Source organism: Paenibacillus sp. YYML68, assembly GCF_027923405.1.
Taxonomy (GTDB): domain Bacteria; phylum Bacillota; class Bacilli; order Paenibacillales; family NBRC-103111; genus Paenibacillus_G.
This window is the reverse complement of the sequence record NZ_BQYI01000001.1, coordinates 717,976-743,845: the sequence shown is the minus strand read 5'-3', so window position 1 is coordinate 743,845 and position 25,870 is coordinate 717,976. Positions and strand designations below refer to the sequence as shown.

Annotated in this window: 32 protein-coding genes and 1 other annotated feature; all 32 genes read right to left on the bottom strand. The window is 50.3% G+C overall.

From position 1 onward, the window contains the following. Positions 1-22: 22 nt before the first annotated feature. On the bottom strand, positions 23-565 hold the full coding sequence (gene rplE, locus PAE68_RS03330) for a 50S ribosomal protein L5 (RefSeq protein ID WP_281884059.1): 543 nt from the start codon (positions 563-565) through the stop codon (positions 23-25). A 32-nt stretch (positions 566-597) separates the two neighbouring features. Next, positions 598-951 carry a 50S ribosomal protein L24 gene (rplX, locus tag PAE68_RS03325; RefSeq protein ID WP_281884057.1) on the bottom strand — a complete coding sequence of 118 codons (354 nt, stop codon included), beginning with the start codon at positions 949-951 and terminating at the stop codon, positions 598-600. 71 nt (positions 952-1,022) lie between these two features. Further along, positions 1,023-1,391 carry a 50S ribosomal protein L14 gene (gene rplN / locus PAE68_RS03320; protein WP_281884055.1) on the bottom strand — a complete coding sequence of 123 codons (369 nt, stop codon included), beginning with the start codon at positions 1,389-1,391 and terminating at the stop codon, positions 1,023-1,025. Between the two features lie 42 nt (positions 1,392-1,433). Then, a complete protein-coding gene (gene rpsQ, locus PAE68_RS03315) occupies positions 1,434-1,697 on the bottom strand; it encodes a 30S ribosomal protein S17 (RefSeq protein ID WP_281884053.1) in 264 nt (87 codons plus the stop codon). Positions 1,698-1,720: 23 nt separating this feature from the next. After that, positions 1,721-1,921: a 50S ribosomal protein L29 gene (gene rpmC / locus PAE68_RS03310; protein ID WP_281884051.1), complete on the bottom strand. Its 201-nt coding sequence runs from the start codon at positions 1,919-1,921 to the stop codon at positions 1,721-1,723. Continuing rightward, entirely contained in the window at positions 1,911-2,345 is a 435-nt protein-coding gene (gene rplP, locus PAE68_RS03305; protein ID WP_281884049.1) for a 50S ribosomal protein L16, read from the bottom strand. Before rplP ends, rpmC begins: the two co-directional genes overlap by 11 nt. Positions 2,346-2,347: 2 nt before the next feature. Then, the gene (gene rpsC, locus PAE68_RS03300; protein ID WP_281884047.1) at positions 2,348-3,013 is read right to left on the bottom strand and encodes a 30S ribosomal protein S3; all 666 of its coding nucleotides are present in this window, start codon (positions 3,011-3,013) and stop codon (positions 2,348-2,350) included. A 13-nt stretch (positions 3,014-3,026) separates the two neighbouring features. After that, complete coding sequence (gene rplV / locus PAE68_RS03295; RefSeq protein ID WP_281884045.1) at positions 3,027-3,362, bottom strand: 50S ribosomal protein L22; 336 nt, start codon at positions 3,360-3,362, stop codon at positions 3,027-3,029. Positions 3,363-3,416: 54 nt separating this feature from the next. Then, positions 3,417-3,695 carry a 30S ribosomal protein S19 gene (gene rpsS / locus PAE68_RS03290; RefSeq protein ID WP_281884032.1) on the bottom strand — a complete coding sequence of 93 codons (279 nt, stop codon included), beginning with the start codon at positions 3,693-3,695 and terminating at the stop codon, positions 3,417-3,419. A 39-nt stretch (positions 3,696-3,734) separates the two neighbouring features. Continuing rightward, positions 3,735-4,565 carry a 50S ribosomal protein L2 gene (gene rplB, locus PAE68_RS03285; protein ID WP_281884030.1) on the bottom strand — a complete coding sequence of 277 codons (831 nt, stop codon included), beginning with the start codon at positions 4,563-4,565 and terminating at the stop codon, positions 3,735-3,737. Between the two features lie 32 nt (positions 4,566-4,597). Then, positions 4,598-4,888, bottom strand: coding sequence for a 50S ribosomal protein L23 (gene rplW, locus PAE68_RS03280; protein WP_281884028.1), 291 nt, complete (start codon positions 4,886-4,888; stop codon positions 4,598-4,600). Continuing rightward, positions 4,888-5,511: a 50S ribosomal protein L4 gene (gene rplD, locus PAE68_RS03275; protein ID WP_281884026.1), complete on the bottom strand. Its 624-nt coding sequence runs from the start codon at positions 5,509-5,511 to the stop codon at positions 4,888-4,890. Before rplD ends, rplW begins: the two co-directional genes overlap by 1 nt. A gap of 20 nt (positions 5,512-5,531) precedes the next feature. Then, the gene (gene rplC / locus PAE68_RS03270) at positions 5,532-6,158 is read right to left on the bottom strand and encodes a 50S ribosomal protein L3 (protein ID WP_281884023.1); all 627 of its coding nucleotides are present in this window, start codon (positions 6,156-6,158) and stop codon (positions 5,532-5,534) included. Between the two features lie 50 nt (positions 6,159-6,208). After that, on the bottom strand, positions 6,209-6,517 hold the full coding sequence (gene rpsJ, locus PAE68_RS03265; RefSeq protein WP_213413993.1) for a 30S ribosomal protein S10: 309 nt from the start codon (positions 6,515-6,517) through the stop codon (positions 6,209-6,211). A gap of 355 nt (positions 6,518-6,872) precedes the next feature. Beyond that, positions 6,873-8,063, bottom strand: a complete 1,191-nt coding sequence (gene tuf / locus PAE68_RS03260; protein WP_281884018.1) for an elongation factor Tu — start codon at positions 8,061-8,063, stop codon at positions 6,873-6,875. Between the two features lie 35 nt (positions 8,064-8,098). Further along, the gene (fusA, locus tag PAE68_RS03255; protein ID WP_281884016.1) at positions 8,099-10,174 is read right to left on the bottom strand and encodes an elongation factor G; all 2,076 of its coding nucleotides are present in this window, start codon (positions 10,172-10,174) and stop codon (positions 8,099-8,101) included. A 36-nt stretch (positions 10,175-10,210) separates the two neighbouring features. After that, positions 10,211-10,681, bottom strand: a complete 471-nt coding sequence (gene rpsG / locus PAE68_RS03250; protein ID WP_281884014.1) for a 30S ribosomal protein S7 — start codon at positions 10,679-10,681, stop codon at positions 10,211-10,213. Between the two features lie 45 nt (positions 10,682-10,726). Continuing rightward, entirely contained in the window at positions 10,727-11,146 is a 420-nt protein-coding gene (gene rpsL / locus PAE68_RS03245; protein WP_281884011.1) for a 30S ribosomal protein S12, read from the bottom strand. 129 nt (positions 11,147-11,275) lie between these two features. Then, on the bottom strand, positions 11,276-11,527 hold the full coding sequence (locus PAE68_RS03240; protein ID WP_281884009.1) for a ribosomal L7Ae/L30e/S12e/Gadd45 family protein: 252 nt from the start codon (positions 11,525-11,527) through the stop codon (positions 11,276-11,278). Positions 11,528-11,673: 146 nt separating this feature from the next. Beyond that, positions 11,674-15,294 carry a DNA-directed RNA polymerase subunit beta' gene (rpoC, locus tag PAE68_RS03235; RefSeq protein ID WP_281884007.1) on the bottom strand — a complete coding sequence of 1,207 codons (3,621 nt, stop codon included), beginning with the start codon at positions 15,292-15,294 and terminating at the stop codon, positions 11,674-11,676. Positions 15,295-15,423: 129 nt separating this feature from the next. Beyond that, positions 15,424-18,978, bottom strand: a complete 3,555-nt coding sequence (gene rpoB / locus PAE68_RS03230; protein ID WP_281890886.1) for a DNA-directed RNA polymerase subunit beta — start codon at positions 18,976-18,978, stop codon at positions 15,424-15,426. Between the two features lie 325 nt (positions 18,979-19,303). Further along, a complete protein-coding gene (locus tag PAE68_RS03225) occupies positions 19,304-19,900 on the bottom strand; it encodes a class I SAM-dependent methyltransferase (protein ID WP_281884005.1) in 597 nt (198 codons plus the stop codon). A 95-nt stretch (positions 19,901-19,995) separates the two neighbouring features. Beyond that, positions 19,996-20,358, bottom strand: coding sequence for a 50S ribosomal protein L7/L12 (gene rplL / locus PAE68_RS03220; protein ID WP_281884003.1), 363 nt, complete (start codon positions 20,356-20,358; stop codon positions 19,996-19,998). Positions 20,359-20,432: 74 nt separating this feature from the next. After that, the gene (gene rplJ / locus PAE68_RS03215; RefSeq protein WP_281884000.1) at positions 20,433-20,945 is read right to left on the bottom strand and encodes a 50S ribosomal protein L10; all 513 of its coding nucleotides are present in this window, start codon (positions 20,943-20,945) and stop codon (positions 20,433-20,435) included. A 147-nt stretch (positions 20,946-21,092) separates the two neighbouring features. Next, positions 21,093-21,256: a sequence feature (ribosomal protein L10 leader region), on the bottom strand. Positions 21,257-21,313: 57 nt separating this feature from the next. Continuing rightward, positions 21,314-22,006, bottom strand: a complete 693-nt coding sequence (gene rplA / locus PAE68_RS03210; RefSeq protein WP_281883998.1) for a 50S ribosomal protein L1 — start codon at positions 22,004-22,006, stop codon at positions 21,314-21,316. A gap of 107 nt (positions 22,007-22,113) precedes the next feature. Further along, a complete protein-coding gene (rplK, locus tag PAE68_RS03205) occupies positions 22,114-22,539 on the bottom strand; it encodes a 50S ribosomal protein L11 (protein WP_281883996.1) in 426 nt (141 codons plus the stop codon). Positions 22,540-22,579: 40 nt separating this feature from the next. Further along, positions 22,580-23,113 (bottom strand): transcription termination/antitermination protein NusG, encoded by a 534-nt coding sequence (nusG, locus tag PAE68_RS03200; RefSeq protein WP_281883994.1) that lies wholly within the window; start codon positions 23,111-23,113, stop codon positions 22,580-22,582. Positions 23,114-23,144: 31 nt separating this feature from the next. After that, the gene (gene secE, locus PAE68_RS03195) at positions 23,145-23,354 is read right to left on the bottom strand and encodes a preprotein translocase subunit SecE (protein ID WP_281883992.1); all 210 of its coding nucleotides are present in this window, start codon (positions 23,352-23,354) and stop codon (positions 23,145-23,147) included. Between the two features lie 17 nt (positions 23,355-23,371). After that, entirely contained in the window at positions 23,372-23,521 is a 150-nt protein-coding gene (gene rpmG, locus PAE68_RS03190; RefSeq protein ID WP_014372565.1) for a 50S ribosomal protein L33, read from the bottom strand. A gap of 234 nt (positions 23,522-23,755) precedes the next feature. Beyond that, on the bottom strand, positions 23,756-24,400 hold the full coding sequence (gene sigH, locus PAE68_RS03185) for an RNA polymerase sporulation sigma factor SigH (protein WP_281883988.1): 645 nt from the start codon (positions 24,398-24,400) through the stop codon (positions 23,756-23,758). A gap of 137 nt (positions 24,401-24,537) precedes the next feature. Then, the gene (locus PAE68_RS03180) at positions 24,538-25,053 is read right to left on the bottom strand and encodes an NYN domain-containing protein (RefSeq protein ID WP_281883986.1); all 516 of its coding nucleotides are present in this window, start codon (positions 25,051-25,053) and stop codon (positions 24,538-24,540) included. A 34-nt stretch (positions 25,054-25,087) separates the two neighbouring features. Beyond that, positions 25,088-25,834 carry a 23S rRNA (guanosine(2251)-2'-O)-methyltransferase RlmB gene (gene rlmB / locus PAE68_RS03175; RefSeq protein WP_281883984.1) on the bottom strand — a complete coding sequence of 249 codons (747 nt, stop codon included), beginning with the start codon at positions 25,832-25,834 and terminating at the stop codon, positions 25,088-25,090. Positions 25,835-25,870: the final 36 nt, after the last annotated feature.

Sequence of the window (25,870 nt, the reverse complement as noted above, 5' to 3'; positions counted from 1 at the left end):
GAGGCCCGTCTCTTAAACCAAATTACTTCGTGAACGGCATACCGAGCTGTGTCAGAAGTTCGCGGGACTCTTCGTCCGTCTTCGCTGTAGTAACGATGACGATATCCATACCGCGAGCCTTATCTACCTTATCATACTCGATTTCCGGGAAGATGAGCTGCTCCTTCAAGCCAAGCGTGTAGTTACCGCGACCGTCGAAAGCTTTTGTGGATACACCGCGGAAGTCACGTACGCGCGGAAGTGCCACATTGAACAGCTTATCGAGGAAGTGATACATACGCTCGCCGCGCAGTGTTACTTTTACGCCGATTGGCATATTTTCACGCAGTTTGAAGCCTGCGATCGATTTTTTAGCTTTTGTGATAACTGGCTTTTGACCAGCGATCAGCTGAAGATCACCAACAGCCGTATCGAGCACTTTGGAGTTCGAAACCGCTTCGCCCACACCCATGTTGATAACGACCTTCTCAATCTTCGGAACCTGCATGACCGTCGTGTAGTTAAACTTCTGGATCAGAGCAGGTGTTACTTCGTTCAGAAAACGATCCTTCATTCTTGCTGTCATGAGTCATGTACCTCCTTTCCAACCTTCTAAAATTAATCGATAACTTCGCCGGATTTTTTCGCGACGCGGACTTTTTTACCGTTCTCCAGAACCTTGTAGCCGATACGTGTCGGCTGGCCGCTCTTCGGATCAACCAGCATTACGTTGGAAACGTGGATTGGTGCTTCCTGCGTAATGATGCCGCCTTGAGGATTTTGCTGGGATGGCTTCGCATGCTTCTTCACCATGTTTACACCTTCAACCAGTACACGGTTTTGACGAGGGTAAGCAGCGATAATGCGGCCCTTCTTGCCCTTATCCTTACCTGTGATCACGAATACCGTATCGTCCTTCTTAACGTGCAATTTATTGTTATGGGACTCGAGTTTTTTCGGTTGCTTTGGCATTTTCTTTACACCTCCTGGGGACTTTCGTCAGAAAGCCGGATACATAAGCGCTGGCTTCCCTGCCTGCGGAATTAGATAACCTCTGGAGCCAGAGATACGATCTTCATGAAGTCTCTGTCGCGAAGCTCGCGAGCTACTGGTCCGAAGATACGAGTTCCGCGCGGGCTCTTATCTTCCTTAACGATAACAGCTGCGTTCTCATCAAAGCTGATGTAGGATCCGTCCTTACGACGAGCACCACGTCTCGTGCGTACCACTACAGCTTTAACTACATCGCCCTTCTTGACAACGCCACCTGGTGTTGCTTCTTTGACGGAGCATACGATCAGATCACCGATGTTAGCTGTACGACGACCCGTACCACCCAACACGCGGATACACATCAAAGATTTCGCACCGGAGTTATCAGCTACGTTCAATCGTGTAAATGGTTGAATCATTGTGTATTCCCTCCTTCCGGACTTCGATAACGGACAGTTCTATTAGATGATAACCGCTTTTTCGACTACCTTAACGAGTCTCCAGCGCTTATCCTTCGAGAGCGGACGTGTTTCCATGACCTCTACAACATCGCCGATTTTGGCTTCGTTGTTCTCATCATGCGCCTTGAATTTCTTCGTGTATTTAATACGCTTGTGGTACAAGTCATGCTTCTTGTAAGTCTCAACAGCAACAACAATGGTCTTATCCATCTTGTCGCTAACGACCTTACCCACTTGCGTCTTACGATCGTTACGCTCAGCCATTGCGAGATCCTCCTTTCTCATCATTAACTAGTGATTCCCAATTCTCTTTCACGCAAAATTGTTTTTGCACGAGCAATATCTTTGCGTACTTTTTGAATCTGTACGGGATTATCCAGTTGACCTGTAGCCAGTTGAAAACGGAGGTTAAAGAGCTGCTCTTTAAATCCGGCAATCTTTTGTTCGAGCTCAGCAGTGGTTAGGTTGCGAAATTCACTAGCTTTCATTTACTTCACCACCCAGTTCTTCTCTTTTCACAAACTTCGTCTTGATCGGCAGCTTGTGGGAGGCGAGACGCATAGCTTCACGGGCGATTTCTTCGCTGACACCAGCAAGCTCGAACAGAACTTTACCTGGCTTCACGACAGCTACCCACTTCTCTACGTTACCTTTACCGCTACCCATCCGAACTTCAAGCGGCTTCTGAGTGATTGGCTTGGAAGGGAAAATCTTAATCCAAACTTTACCACCACGCTTGATGTAACGAGTCATTGCAATACGGGCAGCTTCGATTTGACGGTTGGTTACCCAAGCTGGCTCGAGAGCCTGCAGGCCAAACTCACCGAAGTGCACCTCTTGACCGCCCTTAGCGCGACCGCGCATATTGCCGCGGTGCTCTTTACGGTGCTTTACACGTTTAGGAACTAACACAATTAGTTGCCTCCTTCCGCAGCAGCCTTTTTCTTAGCCGTTGGAAGAACTTCGCCACGATAGATCCATACTTTTACACCGATACGACCGTAAGTGGTATGAGCCTCAGCTGTACCGTAGTCGATATCCGCACGCAATGTATGAAGAGGTACTGTGCCCTCGCTGTAGCCTTCAGTTCTTGCAATTTCCGCTCCGCCCAAACGACCGCTTACCGATGTTTTAATACCTTTAGCGCCGGAACGCATAGTTCTTTGAATCGCTTGCTTCAATGCACGACGGAACGATACGCGACGCTCCAGCTGTTGTGCAATGCTTTCAGCAACAAGAATAGCATCCATATCTGGATTCTTTACTTCGCTGATGTTGATGTGTACTTTCTTACCGTTCGTCAGCTTCGTCAGGTAGCCACGGATCACTTCAACCTCGGAGCCGCCCTTACCGATAACCATACCTGGCTTTGCTGTATGAATCGTAACGTTCACGCGGTTAGCCGCACGCTCGATTTCAATGCGGGATACTGCGGATTCCTTCAACTTTTGCTTCAAGTATTCGCGGATTTTTACATCTTCCATCAGAAGGTCGCCGAAATCTTTACCAGCGTACCATTTGGACTCCCAATCGCGAATAATACCAATTCTAAGTCCTACCGGGTTTACTTTTTGACCCACACGTTGTCCCTCCTTATTTCTCAGATACCACTACAGTAATGTGGCTGGTACGCTTATTGATACGGCTCGCACGACCCATCGCACGAGGACGGAATCTCTTCAAAGTCGGTCCTTGGTCAACAAACACCTGAGAAATCACCAGGTTGTTTGGATCCATGGAGTAGTTATGCTCCGCATTCGCGATAGCCGAGTTCAGCAGCTTCTCGACGATTGGCGATGCCGCCTTCGGAGTGTGACGCAGAATCGCGATCGCTTCGCCTACTTGCTTGCCGCGGATCAGATCAACAACGAGTTGTGCTTTACGCGGTGCAATGCGAACATATCTCAATACAGCTTTTGATTCTTGCATGGAAGTACCTCCTCTCATTCAACAACTGATCTATTTCAATCACGTGAAATGGTATTAGCGCTTGCCCGTCTTCTTATCGTCGTCGTGACCTTTGTAAGTACGGGTTGGAGCGAACTCGCCAAGCTTATGTCCAACCATATCCTCTGTTACGTATACCGGAACATGCTTTCTGCCATCGTATACAGCAAAAGTGTGCCCGATAAACTGAGGGAAAATCGTGGAGCGGCGCGACCAAGTTTTGATCACTTGCTTTTTGCTTGCCTCGTTCATAACTTCGACTTTCTTCAACAGGTAGCCGTCAATAAACGGTCCTTTTTTCAAACTGCGACCCATGTATCGTTCCTCCCTTCTTTAAGCGAAACGGTTAAGCTATTACTTCGTACGGCGACGTACAATGTACTGATTGGATTGCTTGTTCTTCTTACGCGTCTTGTAACCAAGTGTCGGCTTGCCCCAAGGAGACATAGGCGACTTGCGTCCGATTGGCGAGCGGCCTTCACCACCACCGTGTGGGTGATCGTTAGGGTTCATGACGGAACCGCGAACTTCTGGTCTTTGACCGAGCCAACGGGAACGTCCAGCTTTACCGATCTTTACTAGCTCATAATCCTCGTTACCTACGGAACCGATCGTCGCGCGGCAAACCTTAAGGATCTTTCTCATCTCACCGGAGGATAAACGTACAGTTACGTACTGTTCTTCCTTACCGAGAAGCTGTGCTTCAGTACCTGCTGCACGAACCAGCTGGCCACCTTTGCCTGGCTTAAGCTCGATGTTGTGGATAACAGTACCTACTGGAATGTTCTCAAGTGGAAGTGCATTTCCGATCTTGATATCTGCATCAGGTCCGGAAACGATTTTGTCGTCAACCTTTAGACCTTTAGGAGCTATGATGTAGCGCTTCTCGCCATCCACGTAGTGAATCAAAGCGATGTTCGCAGAACGGTTTGGATCGTACTCGATTGTAGCAACGCGTCCTGGTATTCCATCTTTGTTACGCTTGAAGTCGATAATACGGTACTTACGCTTATGTCCGCCGCCTTGATGACGAACCGTAATTTTACCTTGATTGTTGCGTCCTGCTTTTTTGCTCAGTGGAGCCAAAAGCGATTTCTCCGGTGTGGATGTTGTGATCTCCTCGAAAGTCGATACCGACATCGCACGTCTTGCCGGGGATGTTGGTTTGTACTTTTTAATTGGCACGTTGATTCCCTCCTTACTTCAAAGATTGTGTCTTATACGGACTCGAAGAACTCGAGATCTTTGCTTTCGGCGCTGAGTGTTACGATCGCTTTCTTCCACTCGGAAGTGTATCCGAAGTAACGGCCATAACGCTTTGGCTTCGCTGGCATTCTCAAAGTGTTAACATTCGTAACCTTCACTTTGAAGATCTGCTCGATCGCCTGCTTCACTTCTGTCTTGTTCGAACGAATGTCGACCTCGAAAACATATTTCTTATCCGCCATCATTTCGCTTGTACGTTCCGTGATAATCGGGCGCTTAATAATATCGCGAGGGTTTTTCATTACGCAAACACCTCCTGTACCTTATCCACAGCGTCCTTCGTAATGATCAGCTTATCGTGAGCAAGCACGTCAAGTACGTTAATTCCTTCAGCAGCGACAAACTTCACGCCAGGAATGTTACGCGCGGACAATGCTACGTTCTCATCATAACCAGCTGTCACAACGAGTGCTTTACGCTCTACCTTCAAGTTGTTCAAAATCGCTGCGAATTCCTTCGTCTTTGGCGCAGCCATCAGAAGCTGGTCAAGAACGATGATTTCGCTCGCCTTCACCTTGGAAGACAACGCAGATTTGATCGCCAGACGACGTACTTTCTTAGGAAGCTTGAACGAGTAACTCCGAGGAGTCGGTCCGAATACGACACCGCCGCCCTTCCATTGTGGGGAACGGATACTACCTTGGCGTGCACGACCTGTACCCTTTTGCTTCCATGGCTTACGTCCGCCACCGCGTACTTCCGAACGACCCTTCGTCTTGTGAGTTCCCATACGAAGCGATGCGCGCTGAAGCAACACAGCTTGGTTCAAAGCGTACGTATGCGGCTCAATTCCGAACACACTGTCCGACAGCTCGACTTCGCCAACCTGCGAACCACTAACATTATAAAGTGCTACTTTTGGCATTTGTTATCCTCCTTTCCTTATTACTTCTTCACCGTAGATTTTACAGTAACGAAGCTGTTCTTCGGTCCTGGAATCGATCCTTTGATCAGAAGAACGTTACGCTCAGCATCGACCTTCACGATCTCAAGCTTCTGAATCGTAACCGTCTCTTTACCCATATGTCCTGGCAGGCGCTTACCCTTCGGTACACGGTTAGCCTGGATGGAACCCATCGAACCCGGACCTCTGTGGTAACGGGAACCGTGAGTCATTGGTCCGCGGGATTGGTTGTACTTCTTGATGACACCCTGGAAGCCTTTACCCTTGGATACACCAGTTACATCAACGAATTCACCTTCTGCGAACACATCAGCCTTCAACTCTTGGCCAACCTCGTAGCTAGCAAGCTCAATACCACGGAACTCTTTAATGTAGCGCTTAGGCTGAGCATTTGCTTTTTTAGCGTGACCAAGCTCTGGCTTATTAGCTCTTTGCTCTTTCTTATCTTCGAAACCGATCTGGATTGCTTCGTAGCCGTCGTTCTCCGCGTCCTTCTTCTGCAGCACTGTGCAAGGACCTGCTTGGATTACAGTTACGGGTACAACCAATCCTTCCGGTGTAAACACTTGGGTCATACCAAGCTTTTTACCTAAGATACCTTTAGTCATCGTTGACACCTCTTTTCCTCTCTTGCTTGTAATTTATTCACAGGTATATATTACAGCTTGATCTCGATATCCACACCGGATGGTAGATCCAAACGCATGAGTGCATCAACCGTTTGTGGTGTAGGATTCACGATGTCGATCAAGCGCTTATGTGTACGCATCTCGAACTGCTCGCGAGAATCTTTGTACTTATGAACCGCGCGGAGAATGGTGATTACCTGCTTCTCTGTTGGAAGCGGAATCGGACCAGACACTCCTGCACCGGAACGCTTGGCTGTATCCACGATTTTCTCAGCGGATTGATCCAGAACTCTGTGATCATAAGCCTTCAAACGAATACGAATCTTTTGCTTTGCCATAGTATTCCCTCCTTCTATCGCCCAATTTAGTATCGGACATACTCCGTGAAAATCTCCTGACGCCTGCCCCTATGGCAAAGGAGCCGGGTGTGTCAGCAACCTCTCACATCATCGCAACGTCACAGACCAACGTTCACTATTATATTAAATCCAACAACAAAAAGCAAGAAGAAAATCAGCTTTTGTCTAAAGAATGTATGAATCCCGCCGATTGACGTCCCTCATTGAAGCTTACCTTTAGTTATAGCCAAGTTTCTCATATTATAGAAGATCATTTTGAATGCTGCCGCAAAAATAAAAATCCCTTCATCCGTCAAGCGGACGAAGGGATTCCGAAATTGAAGCTGAGCTTCAATTACTTCTGGATTGTAGCAACTGCGCCAGCGCCTACAGTACGGCCGCCTTCACGAATCGCGAAGCGTGTACCTTCTTCGATCGCGATTGGCGAGATCAGTTCAACTGTAACTGTGATGTTGTCGCCTGGCATAACCATCTCTGTACCTTCTGGCAGGTTGATGATGCCTGTAACGTCAGTTGTACGGAAGTAGAACTGTGGACGGTAGCCTGTGAAGAAAGGCTTGTGACGGCCACCCTCTTCTTTAGTCAGAACGTAGATCTGAGCTGTGAAGTTTGTGTGTGGCTTAACCGAACCTGGCTTCGCGATAACTTGTCCACGCTCGATATCTTTACGGTCTACACCGCGAAGCAGTGCGCCGATGTTGTCACCAGCTTGTGCGGAGTCAAGAAGCTTACGGAACATCTCAACGCCTGTACAAACGCTCTTACGAGTTTCTTCTTGAAGACCGATGATTTCTACCTCGTCACCGACTTTAACTACACCGCGCTCTACGCGACCTGTAGCAACTGTACCACGGCCAGTGATTGTGAACACGTCCTCGACAGGCATAAGGAAAGGCTTGTCTGTGTCACGCTCAGGAGTTGGGATGTAAGTATCGATGTGCTCGAACAGCTCAACGATCTTGTCAGCCCATGGGCCCTCTGGGTTCTGGAGAGCTTCACGAGCTGCACCGCGAACGATTGGAGTGTCGTCGCCTGGGAACTCGTACTCGTTCAGAAGGTCGCGAACTTCCATCTCAACAAGCTCAAGAAGCTCTTCGTCTTCAACCATGTCGCACTTGTTCAAGAATACGACGATGTAAGGTACGCCTACCTGGCGGGAGAGCAGGATATGCTCGCGCGTTTGCGGCATTGGGCCGTCAGCTGCGGATACAACCAGGATCGCGCCGTCCATCTGAGCAGCACCAGTGATCATGTTTTTAACATAGTCAGCGTGGCCTGGGCAGTCTACGTGTGCGTAGTGACGGTTAGGAGTCTCGTACTCAACGTGAGCTGTGGAGATTGTGATACCGCGCTCGCGCTCTTCTGGAGCTTTATCGATTTGGTCGAATGCTACTGCAGCACCGCCATATTTTTTGGACAATACAGTTGTAATAGCCGCTGTCAGCGTTGTTTTACCATGGTCAACGTGACCGATCGTTCCAATGTTAACGTGCGGCTTATTACGTTCGAATTTCGCTTTTGCCATGAGTGGATAGCCTCCTCAAATAATTTAAATTTATATTAGGCACCTTTGTTTTTTGCGACAATCTCGTCTGCAATCGACTTAGGTACTTCTTCATAATGGGAGATTTCCATCGAGTATACACCGCGACCTTGCGTACGGGAACGCAGAGTAGTGGAGTAACCGAACATTTCGGAAAGAGGTACCTTGGCACGAATAATTTGAGCACCGAACTTCGCGTCCATACCTTCGATACGACCGCGGCGGGAGTTCAGGTCACCCATAACATCGCCCATGTATTCTTCCGGAACGGTAACTTCAACCTTCATGATTGGCTCAAGCAATACCGGCTTACACTTGTCAGCTGCTGCCTTAAGTGCCATCGAACCGGCGATCTTAAACGCCATCTCACTGGAGTCGACGTCATGGTAAGATCCGTCTACAACAGTAGCCTTGATATCCACGAGCGGGAAGCCAGCGTATACGCCGTTCTTCATCGACTCTTCGATACCAGCTTGAATTGGAGCAACGAATTCCTTCGGAATCGATCCACCAACAAGCTTGCTTTCGAATACGAAACCGCTGCCTGGCTCAAGCGGCTGGAATTCAACCCAACAATGTCCGTATTGACCACGGCCACCGGACTGACGCACGAACTTACCTTCAACCTTCGCAGGCTGACGGAATGTTTCACGGTATGCAACCTGTGGCTTACCCACGTTGGTTTCTACCTTGAACTCGCGAAGCATACGGTCAACGATGATCTCAAGGTGAAGCTCACCCATACCGGAGATGATCGTTTGGCCAGTTTCTTCGTCTGTGTGCGCACGGAAGGTTGGATCTTCCTCAGACAGCTTGGACAATGCAACACCCATCTTATCTTGGTCAGCCTTCGTCTTAGGCTCCACCGCGAGCTGGATAACCGGCTCTGGGAAGTTCATCGACTCGAGGACAACCGGGTTCTTCTCGTCACACAGCGTGTCACCCGTAATGGTGTCCTTCAAACCTACGGCAGCAGCAATGTCACCAGCGTATACTTCGCTGATCTCTTGACGGCTGTTCGCGTGCATCTGAAGAATACGACCGATACGCTCACGCTTATTCTTCGTTGCATTCAGCACGTAAGAACCGGAGTTCAGAACGCCCGAGTACACACGGAAGAACGTCAGCTTACCTACGAACGGGTCTGTCATGATCTTGAACGCCAAAGCCGCGAACGGCTCGCTGTCATCGGATTTACGCGTTACTTCAGTACCGTCTTCAAGCGTACCTTTAATGTCCGCTACGTCTACTGGAGCTGGCAAATAGTCGATAACTGCGTCAAGCATCATTTGAACGCCTTTGTTACGGTAAGAAGAGCCACAGATAACTGGGAAGATCTGAACGGAGCAAACACCTTTACGGAGTGCGCCCTTGATCTCTGCGATCGTCAGCTCTTCACCATCCAGGTACTTCATCATCAGCTCTTCGTCAAGCTCTGCAACCTTCTCTACAAGCTCCATACGGAGCTCTTCAACCTTGTCCTTCAGGTCGGCAGGAACTTCGCCTTCCACTGGATCTTTACCGAGGTCATCCTTATATACATAGGACTTACGCTCGATCAGGTCTACAACGCCAACGAACTCGTTCTCAGCGCCGATAGGCAGCTGGATCGCGACTGCGTTAGCACCAAGCTTCGCACGCATCGACTCAATAACTTGAAGGAAGTCTGCGCCGATGATGTCCATCTTATTGACATAAGCAATACGTGGAACACCATAGCGGTCCGCTTGTCTCCAAACGGTCTCAGACTGAGGCTCAACGCCTTCCTTCGCACTGAATACGCCTACTGCTCCGTCCAATACGCGGAGGGAACGCTCTACTTCTACTGTGAAGTCAACGTGTCCCGGGGTATCGATGATATTGATGCGGTGATTCTTCCACTGAGCAGTGGTAGCAGCGGAAGTAATCGTAATCCCGCGCTCCTGCTCTTGTGCCATCCAGTCCATCGTTGCAGCACCCTCGTGAACTTCACCGATTTTGTGCACGCGGCCTGTGTAGAACAAGATACGCTCAGTAGTCGTTGTTTTACCTGCATCGATATGCGCCATGATCCCGATGTTACGCGTATCTTTCAAGGAGAACTCTCTTGCCATTCAGGTTTTCTCCTTCCCATTAACAGGAAATTTATTTTACCAACGGTAGTGCGCAAACGCCTTGTTGGCTTCTGCCATTTTGTGCGTATCTTCACGCTTCTTTACAGAAGCACCGGTGTTATTGCTTGCATCGATGATTTCATTCGCAAGTCTTTCTTCCATTGTCTTCTCACCGCGAAGACGGGAATAGTTAACGAGCCAACGAAGACCGAGTGTTGTACGGCGCTCAGGGCGAACTTCTACAGGAACCTGGTAGTTCGCACCCCCTACGCGGCGTGCTTTAACTTCAAGAACTGGCATAATGTTCTTAATTGCTGTTTCGAACACTTCCATAGGCTCTTTGCCTGTACGTTCTTGAATGAGGTTGAAGGAATTGTAGAGAATAGACTGCGCTACTCCTCTCTTTCCATCAATCATAATGCGGTTAATCAGACGGGTAACGAGCTTGCTGTTGTATACCGGATCTGGCAATACGTCTCTGCGAGTAACTGGACCTTTACGAGGCATAGTTATCCCCCTTTCTCCAAAGAGTCATTCTATTTAATATAGTTATTACTTCTTCACCTTCGGACGCTTCGCGCCGTACTTGGAACGAGCTTGCTTACGGTTGTTCACGCCTGCAGTATCAAGCGCACCGCGAACGATGTGGTAACGTACCCCTGGAAGGTCCTTAACACGACCTCCGCGGATCAGCACGACGCTGTGCTCCTGCAGGTTATGTCCGATACCCGGGATGTAAGCAGTAACCTCTACACGGTTCGTCAAACGAACACGCGCATATTTACGAAGAGCGGAGTTCGGCTTCTTCGGCGTCATTGTACCTACACGAGTACATACACCGCGCTTCTGAGGAGAGCTGATGTCAGTCGCCTCTCTCTTCAAGGCATTGAAGCCTCTCTGAAGAGCTGGAGACTTCGATTTTACAACTTTTGCTTGACGTCCTTTACGAACGAGCTGGTTAATTGTTGGCATTGTGGCCACCTCCTTTAATGTATTGTCCTACTAAATTCAAGCCCACAGATCCAGGCGAATCGCAAATGAACAAAGAGAACGTTTTTGCCCGTCACTTCAACATAAAGCACGAACAAAAACGTAGTTTACTTATTCATTTACCACAGCAGCCATAGCGGCGCCAACTTCGATTCCACACGCTTTACCTAATGTATTCATGGATTCCACGTATGTGATAGTTACCCCCATCGATCTACAGAGGTTTACGATTTTTATCGTAATTCGCGGATCTGCATCTTTAGCAATAAAGACCTCAACGGCTTTACCTTGCTCAACCGTCTTCGTCGCTTGCTTCGTGCCGATTGTTAGCTTCGCAGCCTGTTTTACTCTATCCAAGCTCAAAGTAAATCCCCTCCGAAGGACAGGTCTGGGGCTGTTAATTGGCACACTTTGATATATTAGCACTTCGCCCCTGCCATGTCAAGAACAGGCGCTTGCCTTCTTACGAAGCTTGAACTCATCGTAAGAAGGCAAGCATTAGCTTCTGATTACTCTACAGCTACAGCTTCTGTCTCATCTGTCTGCTCGTCAATCGGCTCAGCATTCGGATCGGTAATCCGAATATTCCGATAGCGGCTCATACCCGTACCTGCCGGAATCAGCTTACCGATAATGACGTTCTCCTTCAGACCGAGCAGCTGATCCACCTTACCCTTGATCGCCGCATCAGTAAGTACGCGAGTTGTCTCCTGGAAGGAGGCCGCGGACAAGAACGAATCGGTCTCCAGCGACGCCTTCGTAATACCAAGAAGCACTGGCTTAGCAACCGCAGGCTCCTCGTTAGCAAAGAGCGCCACCTTGTTCGCTTCTTCATATTCATGAATGTCAACGAACGAGCCTGGAAGCAGAGTCGTATCGCCTGCATCTACGATCCGGATTTTGCGAAGCATCTGACGAATCATAACCTCGACGTGCTTATCGTTGATTTCTACGCCTTGGTTCCGGTATACGCGCTGAACTTCCTGCAGAATGTAGTTCTGCACACCACGAATACCTTTAATGCGCAGCATTTCCTTCGGATCGATCGAGCCCTCGGTCAATTCGTCTCCGGCCTCTACGCTCTGGTTCACGGTAACGCGAATACGCGAGCCATAAGGCACCGAGTATACCTTCGATTCCGCTTCACCTTGAACCTCGATCTCGCGACGATCCTTCGCTTCGCGAATGTCTTTCACGACGCCGTCGATCTCAGAGATGATCGCTTGACCCTTCGGATTCCGCGCCTCGAATAGCTCCTGAATACGCGGCAAACCTTGGGTAATATCGTCTCCAGCAACGCCCCCTGTATGGAACGTACGCATCGTAAGCTGTGTACCCGGCTCTCCGATCGACTGAGCTGCGATAATACCAACTGCTTCCCCGATCTCCACGTGGTTACCGGTAGCAAGGTTACGACCGTAGCACTTCTTACACACCCCGTGACGGGAGCGGCAGCTGAGCACGGAACGAATCTGCAGACGCTCGACGCCTGCATCAATAATTTGATCCGCAATACCTGCCTCGATCAACTCGTTACGGGATACGATCACTTCACCTGTCTGCGGGTGACGAATCGTCTCGAACGAGTAGCGGCCTTCAATACGGTCGTACAGATCCTCGATAACCTCTTTACCATCACGAATCGTGCTGACGAGGAAGCCCTTATCCGTACCGCAATCTTCATCGCGCACAATGACGTCCTGGGCTACATCAACGAGACGACGGGTCAAGTAACCCGAGTCCGCTGTACGAAGTGCCGTATCGGCAAGACCTTTACGCGCACCGTGCGTCGAGATGAAGTACTCGAGTACCGTCAGACCTTCACGGAAGTTCGATTTGATTGGCAATTCCATAATTTTACCAGACGGATTCGCCATCAGACCGCGCATACCGCCAAGCTGTGTAATCTGCGACTTGTTACCGCGCGCCTTGGATTCTACCATCATGTTGATGGAATTGTACTTGTCGAGGGACTTCATCAGGATGTCCGTAATTTCGTCCTTCGCCTTACTCCAGATCGCGATAACACGGTCATAACGCTCATCATCTGTAATCAAGCCGCGACGGTATTGGTTCGTAACGACCTTAACCTTCTCATCGGACTCTTCCAGAATGCGATTCTTCTCTTGAGGCACAGTAACGTCCGCAACGGCGATCGTAATACCGGCCCGAGTCGAATACGTGAAGCCGAGCTGCTTGATATTGTCCAGAATGACAGACGTCTGCGTCGTATGGTAGCGGCGGAAGCATTCGGCGATGATCGTACCGAGGTAGTCCTTACCTACAGCCTTCGTCTCCGGAAGCTCATCCATCAGAGCACGAAGATCCGCACCCTTCTCGAACGCGAAGTACTTGTCGGACACACCACTGATCAAGTTCGCCTTCGTCGCTTCATTAATATATGGGAAATCCTTCGGATAAATTTCGTTGAAAATGATCTTACCGACCGTCGTGATCAGAATACCTTCCTGCTGCTCCGGTGTGAAGCTCGACTTACCGAGCGCCTTCGCCGGAATGGCTACGCGCGCGTGAAGTGACGCTTCTCCGCGGTGGTAGAGCGATACCGCTTCAGCTACAGACGCGATAATCGTACCCGAGCCCTTCGAATACTTGTTCTCTGTCGTCAAGTAGAACGACCCGAGAACCATATCCTGGGATGGAGTAACGACCGGCTTGCCGTCCTTCGGGTTCAAGATGTTACCGGATGCCAGCATAAGCACTCTTGCTTCTGCCTGAGCTTCTGCCGATAATGGTACGTGAACCGCCATCTGGTCACCGTCGAAGTCGGCATTGTACGCCGTACATACGAGTGGGTGCAGCTTGATCGCACGACCTTCCACGAGAATCGGCTCGAACGCCTGAATACCGAGTCGGTGAAGCGTAGGGGCACGGTTTAATAGAACCGGATGCTCCTTAATGACTTCCTCGAGCACATCCCATACTTCAGGGCTTACACGCTCAACCTTGCGCTTGGCACTCTTGATGTTGTGAGCTAGACCCTTGTTCACAAGCTCCTTCATCACGAAAGGCTTGAACAGCTCCAGCGCCATCTCCTTCGGCAGTCCGCACTGGTACATCTTCAAGCTCGGACCTACGACGATAACGGAACGACCGGAATAGTCAACGCGCTTACCGAGCAGGTTTTGACGGAAGCGTCCTTGCTTACCCTTCAGCATATGGCTGAGCGACTTCAGCGGACGGTTACCCGGTCCTGTTACCGGACGGCCGCGGCGGCCGTTGTCGATGAGCGCATCGACAGCTTCCTGAAGCATCCGCTTCTCGTTCTGAACGATAATATCCGGCGCACCGAGGTCGAGCAATCGCTTCAATCGGTTGTTCCGGTTAATAACGCGGCGATACAGATCGTTCAAGTCGGACGTCGCAAAGCGACCACCATCGAGCTGAACCATCGGACGAAGCTCCGGCGGGATGACCGGCAATACGTCGAGCACCATCCACTCCGGCATATTCTTCGAGTTACGGAACGCCTCCATAACCTCAAGACGCTTAATCGCACGGTTACGGCGCTGACCTTGAGCTGTCTTCAGCTCCTCCTTCAGCATTTCGACTTCTTTCTCGATGTCGATATCTTGAAGAAGCTTCTTCACAGCCTCCGCACCCATGCCCGCCTGGAACGCATAGCCGTACTTCTCACGGTAGCTGCGGTATTCCTTTTCGGACAGGAGCTGCTTCTTCTCAAGCGGTGTATCCCCTGGGTCGGTTACCACATACGATGCAAAATAAATGATTTCCTCAAGCGAGCGCGGAGACATATCAAGCGCCAGACCCATACGGCTCGGAATACCCTTGAAGTACCAAATATGCGAAACAGGAGCAGCAAGCTCGATGTGACCCATCCGCTCGCGACGAACCTTTTGGCGTGTCACTTCAACTCCGCAACGATCACAGACAACGCCCTTGTAGCGAACGCGCTTATATTTACCGCAATGACATTCCCAGTCCTTAGTTGGCCCGAAAATTTTCTCACAGAACAATCCTTCCTTCTCAGGCTTCAAGGTTCTGTAGTTGATCGTCTCCGGCTTCTTTACTTCTCCACGGGACCACGAACGAATCTTGTCTGGGGAAGCCAATCCGATTTTCATATACTCAAAATTGTTGACGTCGATCAAGGAGCAACCCTCCTTCTTGTAATATCTGCCCATTAGGCATCAGACGCATATGCTGGTTCATCAATACGCAGCCCCGGCGCATCTGTGCGATGCCCCGAGGCGCGCTAGCATCACCTTAAGGAAAGCTTATTACTCCACGCCGAGCTCGGCGCCTTCGATGTTCAAGTTCAGCTTGTCGCTGGTCACTTCATCCTCGTCGTCCATCTCACGCATCTCGATCTCTTCTTCATTCTCGGACAAGATCTTCACGTCCATGCCCAAGCTCTGAAGCTCCTTGATCAATACCTTGAACGACTCCGGAACGCCAGGCTCTGGAACGTTCTCGCCCTTGACGATCGACTCATACGTCTTCACGCGGCCTACCACGTCGTCAGACTTCACGGTCAGTATCTCTTGCAGCGTGTAAGCAGCGCCGTACGCCTCAAGTGCCCATACCTCCATCTCACCGAAGCGCTGTCCGCCGAACTGGGCTTTACCCCCGAGCGGCTGCTGCGTAACGAGCGAGTAAGGACCTGTGGAACGGGCGTGGATCTTATCGTCAACCATGTGCGCGAGCTTGATCATATACATGACGCCGACCGTAACTTCACGCTCGAACGTTTCGCCGGTACGTCCATCATACAGCAAAGTCTTACCGTTGCGCTGCATGCCTGCTTCTTCCATCGTATCGAATACGTCGTACTCGCGAGCACCGTCGAATACCGGCGTTGCTGTATGAATACCGAGGAATCTCGCGGCCATGCCGAGGTGAACCTCCAGTACCTGACCGATGTTCATACGCGATGGTACGCCGAGCGGGTTCAGGACAACTTCGACTGGCGTGCCATCCGGCATGAACGGCATGTCCTCTTCCGGCAAAATGCGCGCAACGACACCCTTATTACCGTGACGGCCTGCCATCTTGTCACCCTCGGAAATTTTACGCTTCTGAGCAATGTAGACGCGAACGAGCTGGTTCACACCTGGAGGCAGCTCATCGCCGTTCTCACGCGTAAACACCTTCACATCGACGACGATTCCATCCGTACCGTGCGGTACACGCAGCGACGTATCGCGAACCTCGCGCGCCTTCTCACCGAAGATCGCGTGGAGCAGTCGCTCTTCCGCTGTCAGCTCGGTTACGCCCTTCGGCGTTACTTTACCGACGAGAATGTCGCCTGCGGCGATCTCGGCACCGACGCGGATAATGCCGCGCTCGTCGAGGTTTTTCAACGCATCCTCACCGACGTTCGGAATATCGCGCGTAATTTCTTCCGGTCCGAGCTTCGTATCACGAGCTTCCGACTCGTATTCCTCAATATGAATAGAGGTGTACACGTCTTCCTTCACGAGTCGCTCGCTCAGAAGAATCGCATCCTCATAGTTGTAACCTTCCCATGTCATAAAGGCAACGACGACGTTACGGCCAAGCGCAAGCTCGCCCTGCTCCGTCGATGGTCCGTCCGCGAGAATGTCGCCGATACGAACCTGATCGCCCTTATGGCAGATCGGACGCTGGTTGATGCACGTTCCTTGGTTGGAACGAAGGAACTTGTGGAGCTTGTGCTTCACCAAGTCGCCGTTCACGATGCGGCCGTCTACAAGCTCTTGGCGACGCACCCAGATCTCATTGGCAGAAACTTTCTCAACAATTCCGTTCACTTTGGATACAATACATACTCCAGAGTCCTTCGCGGACTTGTGCTCCATACCGGTTCCGACAAGCGGAGCCTTCGGAATGAGAAGTGGAACAGCCTGCCGCTGCATGTTCGATCCCATCAGTGCGCGGTTGGAGTCATCGTTCTCAAGGAACGGAATGAGCGCTGTTGCGACCGATACGACCTGCTTCGGAGATACGTCCATATAGTCGACGCGATCCTTAGCAATTCTCAAGTTATCATCCTTGTAACGAACGATAACCGTGTCGTTCGCGAACTTGCTGTCCTCTGTAAGCTCTGCATTCGCCTGTGCGACTACATAGTTATCCTCTTCATCGGCTGTCAGATACGAGATGTCTGCAGTAACAACTCCTGTATTCGGATCAACACGGCGATAAGGTGCTTCGATAAAGCCAAACTCATTGACACGCGCAAACGTCGACAACGAGTTGATCAGACCGATGTTCGGTCCCTCCGGCGTCTCGATCGGGCACATACGTCCATAGTGCGAGTGGTGAACGTCTCGAACCTCGAAGCCTGCGCGCTCACGCGTCAGACCGCCCGGACCGAGTGCAGACAGACGACGCTTATGCGTAAGCTCTGCCAGCGGATTCGTCTGGTCCATGAACTGGGACAGCTGCGAGCTTCCGAAGAACTCCTTGATCGATGCAATAACCGGACGAATATTGATCAACTGCTGCGGCGTAATCGTGTTCACGTCTTGAATCGACATCCGCTCGCGCACGACGCGCTCCATGCGGGATAAACCGATTCGGAACTGATTTTGCAGCAGCTCGCCAACGGAGCGAAGACGACGGTTACCGAGGTGGTCAATATCGTCCGTGCTGCCGATGCCGTGCAATAGATTAATGAAGTAGTTAATGGAAGCGATAATGTCTGCAGGTGTAATGTGCTTCACCGTTTTATCGATTTTGCCGTTGGCTGTTACCTTTACAACCTTGCCATCCTCGATCGGAGAATACACACTCACGCTCTGAAGCGGAATCCGCTCATTCTCAACGACACCGTTCGCTATCGCATATTCCTTGAAGCCGACATTGTCCTCAAGATACGGCAAGATCGTATCGAGCAAGCGACGGTCAATCAATTGACCAGCTTCTGCGATAATTTCCCCCGTCTCGCTGTCCGCAAGCGTCTCCGCGAGTCTCTGGTTGAACAGTCGGTTCTTAATGTGCAGCTTTTTATTAATTTTGTAACGTCCGACGTTCGCAAGGTCATAGCGCTTTGGATCGAAGAAGCGAGCGATCAGCAAGCTTCTAGCGTTATCCAGCGTCGGCGGCTCGCCCGGACGCAGTCGCTCGTAGATCTCGATAAGAGCCTTGTCCGTCGAGTCGGTATTGTCTTTATCCAGCGTGTTGCGAATATACTCATCGTCACCGAGCAAATCGATAATTTCCGCATCCGTACCGAAGCCAAGCGCACGAAGAAGAACGGTAACCGGAATTTTACGTGTACGGTCGATACGAACGTAAATAATATCCTTCGCGTCCGTCTCAAGCTCAAGCCATGCACCACGGTTCGGAATAACCGTTGCTGTGTACGTTTTCTTTCCGTTCTTATCGACCTTCGTGCTGAAATAGACGCTTGGGGATCGAACCAGCTGGCTGACGATTACCCGTTCGGCGCCGTTAATGATGAAAGTCCCCGTATCCGTCATAAGCGGGAAGTCACCCATAAACACTTCCTGCTCTTTCACTTCACCGGTTTCTTTGTTGATCAGGCGCACTTTCACACGAAGCGGTGCAGCATAGGTGACGTCGCGTTCCTTCGATTCATCTACCGAATATTTCGGCTCACCGAGAGAATAGTCGATAAATTCCAGCACCAAATTCCCCGTAAAATCCTGAATCGGGGAAATATCCTGGAACATTTCGCGCAATCCCTCATCCAAAAACCATTGGTACGATTTTTGTTGAATTTCGATCAGGTTTGGAACCTCCAAAACCTCATGAATTCGAGCGTACGACCTGCGTTTACGTCGACCAAATTGAACAAGATGACCCGCCAACTTAGATTCACCCCTTATGTCTACTCATATAGAACAAAATAAAAGCCTCTGCGGGAAGCCTTCTCGAATCGTTACGCCTTCGTGAAGTCTAACTTCTTGTAGAAGCTTCAATTCTTGATGCTCATGTTCTTACACGTCCAGCACCTAAATTTCTCCATACCTCATAGGCTTAACTTAAAATCTAAACATTATACGTAAAATGAATAAATTTTATTCAGCAGCCTCACCAAAAAATTCTTGACATTTTAGTAAACTAAAGAGAATCGACCCAATCATAATGCTGACATTTTATAATAATATCATAACGAAATTTGCAAGTCAACATTTTTCCAGCTTCATTCCGTTATTTTGTTGCCTTTATAATCCAATACCCCTTATCTCGTTCAACCTCTTCGACCGCTGAGAACAGCTCCTCAAGCTTCTTGACCGCCGAGGGCGCACCTTGCTTTTTTTGAATGACGACCCATAGGTCACCGCCCGGTACCAGTACCTCATATGCTTGCTCGAATATATGATGCACCGTCTCTTTGCCTGCTCGTATAGGCGGATTCGTCAGCACCGCATCAAACTGCCGGTCCATCACCTGCTCCAGCTTATCGCTCTGCAGCACTTCGGCCTGTTCTACACCATTGCGCTCGAGATTCAGCTTGGCAAGAGCAATCGCCCGTTCATTAATATCCACCATCGTGACGTGACCGCTTGTCATAAGCAATGCAGCACTAATGCCGATCGGACCGTACCCGCAGCCGACGTCCAGCACCCGAGCATCTGGCTTCAGCACCATCGTTTCGATTAAGAGCTTCGAGCCGAAGTCGATCCCTTTTTTTGAGAAAACACCGGCATCCGTAACAAAGCGCAGCTTGCGGCCGCGCAGCACTTCCTCAACCGTATGCAAGTCGTGCTCGGCTGTAGGCTTCGACGTATAGTAATGCTCCGACACGAACCGTCCCTCCCGCCGTTCCATCGTAGTTAGTCAGACACAGGAAAACCCCTTGCCGGAGTCAAGCTCATGCAAGGGGTCTATCTTGTGAAAAATTACTTCACTTCTACAGCAGCGCCTGCTTCTTCAAGCTTCGCTTTAACTGCTTCTGCTTCTTCTTTACCTACTTTTTCTTTCAGTGCTTTTGGTGCGTTGTCAACAAGGTCTTTTGCTTCTTTCAGACCAAGACCTGTGATTTCGCGAACAACCTTGATAACGTTGATCTTGGAAGCGCCAGCGCTTGTCAAGATTACGTCGAATTCAGTTTGCTCTGCAACTTCAGCAGCGCCGCCGCCAGCTACTACTGCTACTGGAGCAGCTGCTGTTACGCCGAACTCTTCTTCGATTGCTTTAACCAGGTCGTTCAACTCGAGTACTGTCATGCCTTTAATGGCTTCAAGGATTTGCTCTTTGCTCATGGTTAACCCTCCAATTATCTCAATTCAGATATAATTTTGTCGTTCATAACGGTCATGCTATTCGCTCCAAGCCATTAAGCTTGTGCGCCGCCTTCTTCTTGCTTGTCAGCAACAGCCTTAACCGCAAGGGCGAAGTTGCGCATAGGAGCTTGAAGAACGCTGAGCAACATGGACAGAAGACCTTCGCGGGAAGGCAGGTCTGCCAGTGCTTTGAGTTGGTCGTAGCCTACAACTTTACCTTCAACAACGCCACCCTTGACTTCAAGAGCCTCGTGCTTCTTCGCGAAGCCAGTCAAGATCTTAGCTGGAGCGATAATATCGTCCTTGCTGAAAGCAATGGCAGTAGGACCTGTCAAGTAGGAGTCAAGCTCTGTCAACTCCGCACTTGCAGTCGCACGACGAACGACCGTGTTCTTGATAACCTGGAACTCAATGCCAGCTTCACGAAGCTGCTTACGAAGCTCCGTTACCTCAGCAACGTTCAAGCCACGGTAGTCTGCTACGATCGTGCAGGAATTCGTCTTCAGCTTCTCGGACACTTCAGATGCCTGAGCCGCTTTTTGCTCAATAATTTTTGCGTTTGCCATTTTTGCACCTCCTATAGGTTTTTCTAAGAAAAACCGACTTCGTCGGAAGCGGCTGCTGTCATCCTAGCGGATGAAGCACTCCGCAGCCTGCTGCTTATCGTAAACATCTTCCGCTCATTTCCGAGCGTCTGCCGAAGACATCCTCGCCGTTGAAAGCGAAAATGCCTTCGCAGACTTCGCGAAGGCATGATGGATTGTCTCATATTCCGTAAGCTGTTGCTTAGAATACCGAACGTTTATCATAACACCTCGGCAGGAAATTAAGCTTGTCACCAAGCACCTGCTGTCTACGGTAAGCATATTCGTTTGTCAATGACCTTAGTAAGGTTAGCATGCGTGACTGTAAAAGTCAACTGCCAAGCTATTCCTTAGCGCTGGCCGGATGCGTTGATGCGTACGCTTGGGCCCATTGTGGAAGATACCGCAATGTTCTTCAGGTATACACCTTTAGCAGCCGCAGGCTTCGCTCTGTTCAACGCGTCAATCAGGGCTTTGAAGTTTTCAGCGAGCTTCTCAGCATCGAAGGAAACCTTCCCGATTGGAGCATGAATTTGACCGGCTTTGTCCAGACGGTATTCGATTTTACCAGCCTTGATCTCTTGAACCGCTTTGGATACGTCGAACGTAACCGTACCGGCCTTCGGATTCGGCATCAAACCTTTACCACCGAGGATACGACCGAGCTTACCAACTTCACTCATCATGTCTGGTGTTGCTACGCAGACATCGAAGTCGAACCAGCCCTGCTGGATTTTGTTGATCATGTCCTGATCGCCGACGAAATCAGCACCAGCTGCTTCCGCTTCCTTAGCCTTTTCGCCCTTTGCGAATACGAGAACACGCTTAGTTTTACCTGTGCCGTTAGGCAATACAACCACGCCGCGAACAGCCTGGTCTTGCTTACGAGGGTCTACGCCCAAGCGCACTGCAACTTCAACCGTCTCGTCGAATTTTGCGCGCGCAGTTTTCTTCACGAGCTCAATAGCCTCAAGCGGCTCGTAGAACGATTCTGCTTCTACAAGCTTGGCTACTTCCAAGTACTTCTTGCCGTGTTTAGCCACTTTAATTGTCCTCCTCTGTGGTATTAGCGGAATATCCTCCCACCAGTTGCGATTCCAACTCCTGACCGGACGGAATCTGCCTTTGCAACGGAGGTCGCAATCTTGGATTAGTCCTCGATTACGACGCCCATGCTGCGAGCTGTACCTTCAACCATGCGCATTGCAGCCTCGACGGATGCAGCGTTCAGGTCAGGCATCTTCTGCTCAGCGATTTCACGAACCTTCGAACGCTTAACTGTTGCAACCTTCTTCTTGTTAGGCTCGCCGGAACCTCTTTCGATTCCTGCAGCAACGCGAAGCAGTACAGCAGCCGGTGGCGTCTTCGTCTCGAACGTGAAGGAACGATCCTCGAACACTGTAATCACGACCGGAATGATCAGACCAGCCTGATCCGCAGTACGAGCGTTGAACTCCTTACAAAACTGCATGATGTTAACACCCGCTTGACCGAGTGCAGGACCGATCGGCGGCGCCGGGTTCGCTTTACCTGCAGAAACCTGCAGCTTCACCATTTTGATAACCTTTTTTGCCATTGTGTGACACCTCCTCGCACTAGTATGGAAGCTAGCTCACTTAGAGCTTCTCTACCTGATGGTAGTCAAGCTCCAGCGGCGTTTCTCTTCCGAACATATTGACATGCACCTTCAGCTTGCTTTTGTCGACAAGAATTTCTTCTACGGAGCCGACAAAGTTCGCAAAAGGACCCACCTTGACACGGACCGTCTCCTTCAGATCGAAGTCGATCTTCGGCTTCGGCTCTTCCATGCCCATGTGTTTGAGAATCGCGTCTACCTCTTCAGGAAGCAGTGCTGTCGGCTTAGAGCCGGAGCCTGTCGAGCCAACAAAGCCGGTAACGCCAGGGGTGTTGCGAACGACATACCAGGAATCGTCCGTCTGGATCATTTCGACCAGCACGTAGCCTGGGTATACCTTACGCATAACCGTCTTCTTCTTACCGTCCTTGTTTACCAGCTCTTCTTCCATCGGAACGAGCACACGAAAGATCTTGTCCTTCATGTCCATCGATTCGACGCGTTTTTCTAAGTTGGCCTTCACCTTGTTCTCATACCCGGAATAGGTATGTACGACGTACCATCTTTTTTCCATTCCCATTCGCGCCACCAATCAGCCTAGATTATTAAAACACGAGGCGAAGCAGCTCAGAAATTCCTAAGTCCAGAACGTAGAAGTACACCGTCACAAAGATGACCGTAAACAACACGACCAGCGTGTAACTAATCAGTTCTTTACGGCTGGGCCACTTGACTTTTTTCAATTCGGACCAGCTGTCCCCAAAAAATGAGAACGTGCTGCCGAATCCCTGCTTCACTTTAGCCAATAAGGACACAACTACACCCCCAAAAATTAGCGAGTTTCGCGATGAGCGGTTTGTTCATTGCAAAACTTGCAATATTTCTTGAGCTCCATGCGGTCAGGATGGTTGCGCTTATTTTTGGAAGACGTATAGTTTCTTTGCTTGCAGTTTGTGCACGCTAACGTGATGATCACCCGCATGATGTACACCTCCTACGGACCAGCCTCTAATTTTACCTTTAAACAATCAGCAAAAAAACGCCTATTCGTTTTAAGGCTACCTGAATACATTATCACACGGTATACTTCATGTCAAGGAAGAAGAGCTAACAACTAGTCTGCTGCGCTAGATACAAGTATAGACAAATGGCTGCATGCCTAAACGCAAGCACAAAAAAGGCACCCTTCTCTTGTAAAAGAGCTCAGGTGCCTGGCTTAAGCGTCGCGAACTTCCAAGTATTTCTCCAACTTGCGCTTGACGCGCTGTAACGCATTATCAATCGATTTCACATGACGGTCTAAGTCGACAGCAATTTCCTGATAGGAACGCCCGTCTAAATAAAGCATGAGTACCTTGCGTTCAAGATCGCTTAATATCTCGCCCATCTTGTCCTCAAGACCACTGAATTCCTCTTGGTTAATAATCAATTCCTCCGGATCGGATACTCGCGAGCCACAGATGACATCCAGCAGCGTTCGATCAGACTCTTCATCATAGATCGGCTTGTCCAAGGATACATAGGAATTGAGAGGAATATGCTTCTGTCGGGTAGCCGTCTTAATGGCTGTAATGATCTGACGGGTAATACACAGCTCGGCGAAAGCCTTGAACGACGCAAGCTTATCGCCACGGAAGTCACGAATCGACTTATACAGACCGATCATGCCCTCCTGTACGATATCCTCGCGATCAGCTCCAATCAAAAAGTAGGAGCGAGCCTTGGCACGCACGAAGTTACGATACTTGTTAATCAAGTATTCCAGCGCATCGCTATCGCCTTCACGGACCGCTTCGACTAAAACCTCGTCTGCCTTGAGGTCGTATTCGCACATTCTCAAATCTCTGAGGTCGACACTCACCACAATCCCTCCGGCCTGCGCTTGAAAGATAGTGTAAGTATACATTATGTAATCTAAATACGTCAATAAAATTCGACTAGCAAAAGCTTGTAGAAACGCGAATTTCCGCACTTTTACTAGAATTCGCAAGCCTATCTTCATTTCCCTCGACGCAAGTCCTCCAGACGCTTCCTCAGCTCGTCGTTCAGCCTGCTATCGAACGTATTGCGCTTCACCGTCGTCTCCTCGTGAATCTTCTTCCGTATATCCTGCCTTGCCAGTCGCACCTTCTGCAGCAGCTCGCTAGCCGGAACGCGGAAGGCGCCCTTGCCGAAGATGACATGCTGCTCGATCATATCCGAGGTCGCGACATAGATCTGCTTACGCCTGCCGATATGCGCGGTCACGAGACGCTCGATCAGCTCATCCGCCGTCTCCTTCTCCTTCGTGAAGTAGACCGGAAGCTTGCTGTGCAAATACGTCTTGCCGAGGCCTGGCACATAATACGCATCGAAGACGATAATCGTCTTCGTCCCTGAGAACGACTGGTATTCCGACATAATCTGAATAAGCCGATCCCGAGCCTCCTCCAGACTGATGTCCTTCAGCCTCTGCAGCTCGGGCCATGCTCCAATGATGTTGTATCCGTCCACAATTAATAGTTCTTGTATCATGCCGCACCGCCGTTACGCTTCCTGCCGCTGCTGCCTAGCCTTGCGCGGCCAGCCTCTGGCGCACCACCTCGTACATGAACACCGAAGCGGCGACCGAGGCGTTAAGCGAATTAATTTGTCCAAACATCGGCAGCTGCAGCAAGAAGTCGCATCTCTCGCGAATGAGTCGGCCGATTCCTTTCCCTTCATTCCCGATAACGATCGCGATAGGCAGATTCAGGTTCGTCTTGTATATCGGAGCCTTCGCCCCGACGTCCGCCCCTGCAATCCATACCCCCCGCTCCTTCAGCTGCTCAATCGTCTGCGCTAGGTTCGTCACCCGAGCAACCGGCACATACTCGAGCGCACCCGCCGATGTCTTCGAGACGGTAGCGGTCAAGCCGACCGCACGTCGCTTCGGAATAATGACACCGTGTACACCGGTGCAGTCCGCCGTCCGCAGAATCGACCCGAGGTTGTGCGGGTCCTCGATCTCATCGAGGATGAGCAGGAACGGTTGTGCGTTCCTCGCAGCCGCGCGCTCCAGCAGATCGTCAACCTCCGCGTAGGCGTAAGCTGCCACCTGTGCAACGACGCCCTGATGCTGCACGCCTGCCGCCAGCTGGTCGAGCTTGCGCTTATCCGCCACCTGTACGATGACGCCATGCTGCTTCGCCTCGGCAATAATCGGCTGCGTCAGCTGCTTCTGAGCCTGCTCGGCAATCCATATCTTATGAATCGTTCTTCCAGATCGGAGCGCCTCTAATACGGAGTGCTTCCCACCAATATACTCTTCTTCCACGCTAAGTCGTCCTCATCTCTATCCTGAACTAACAGG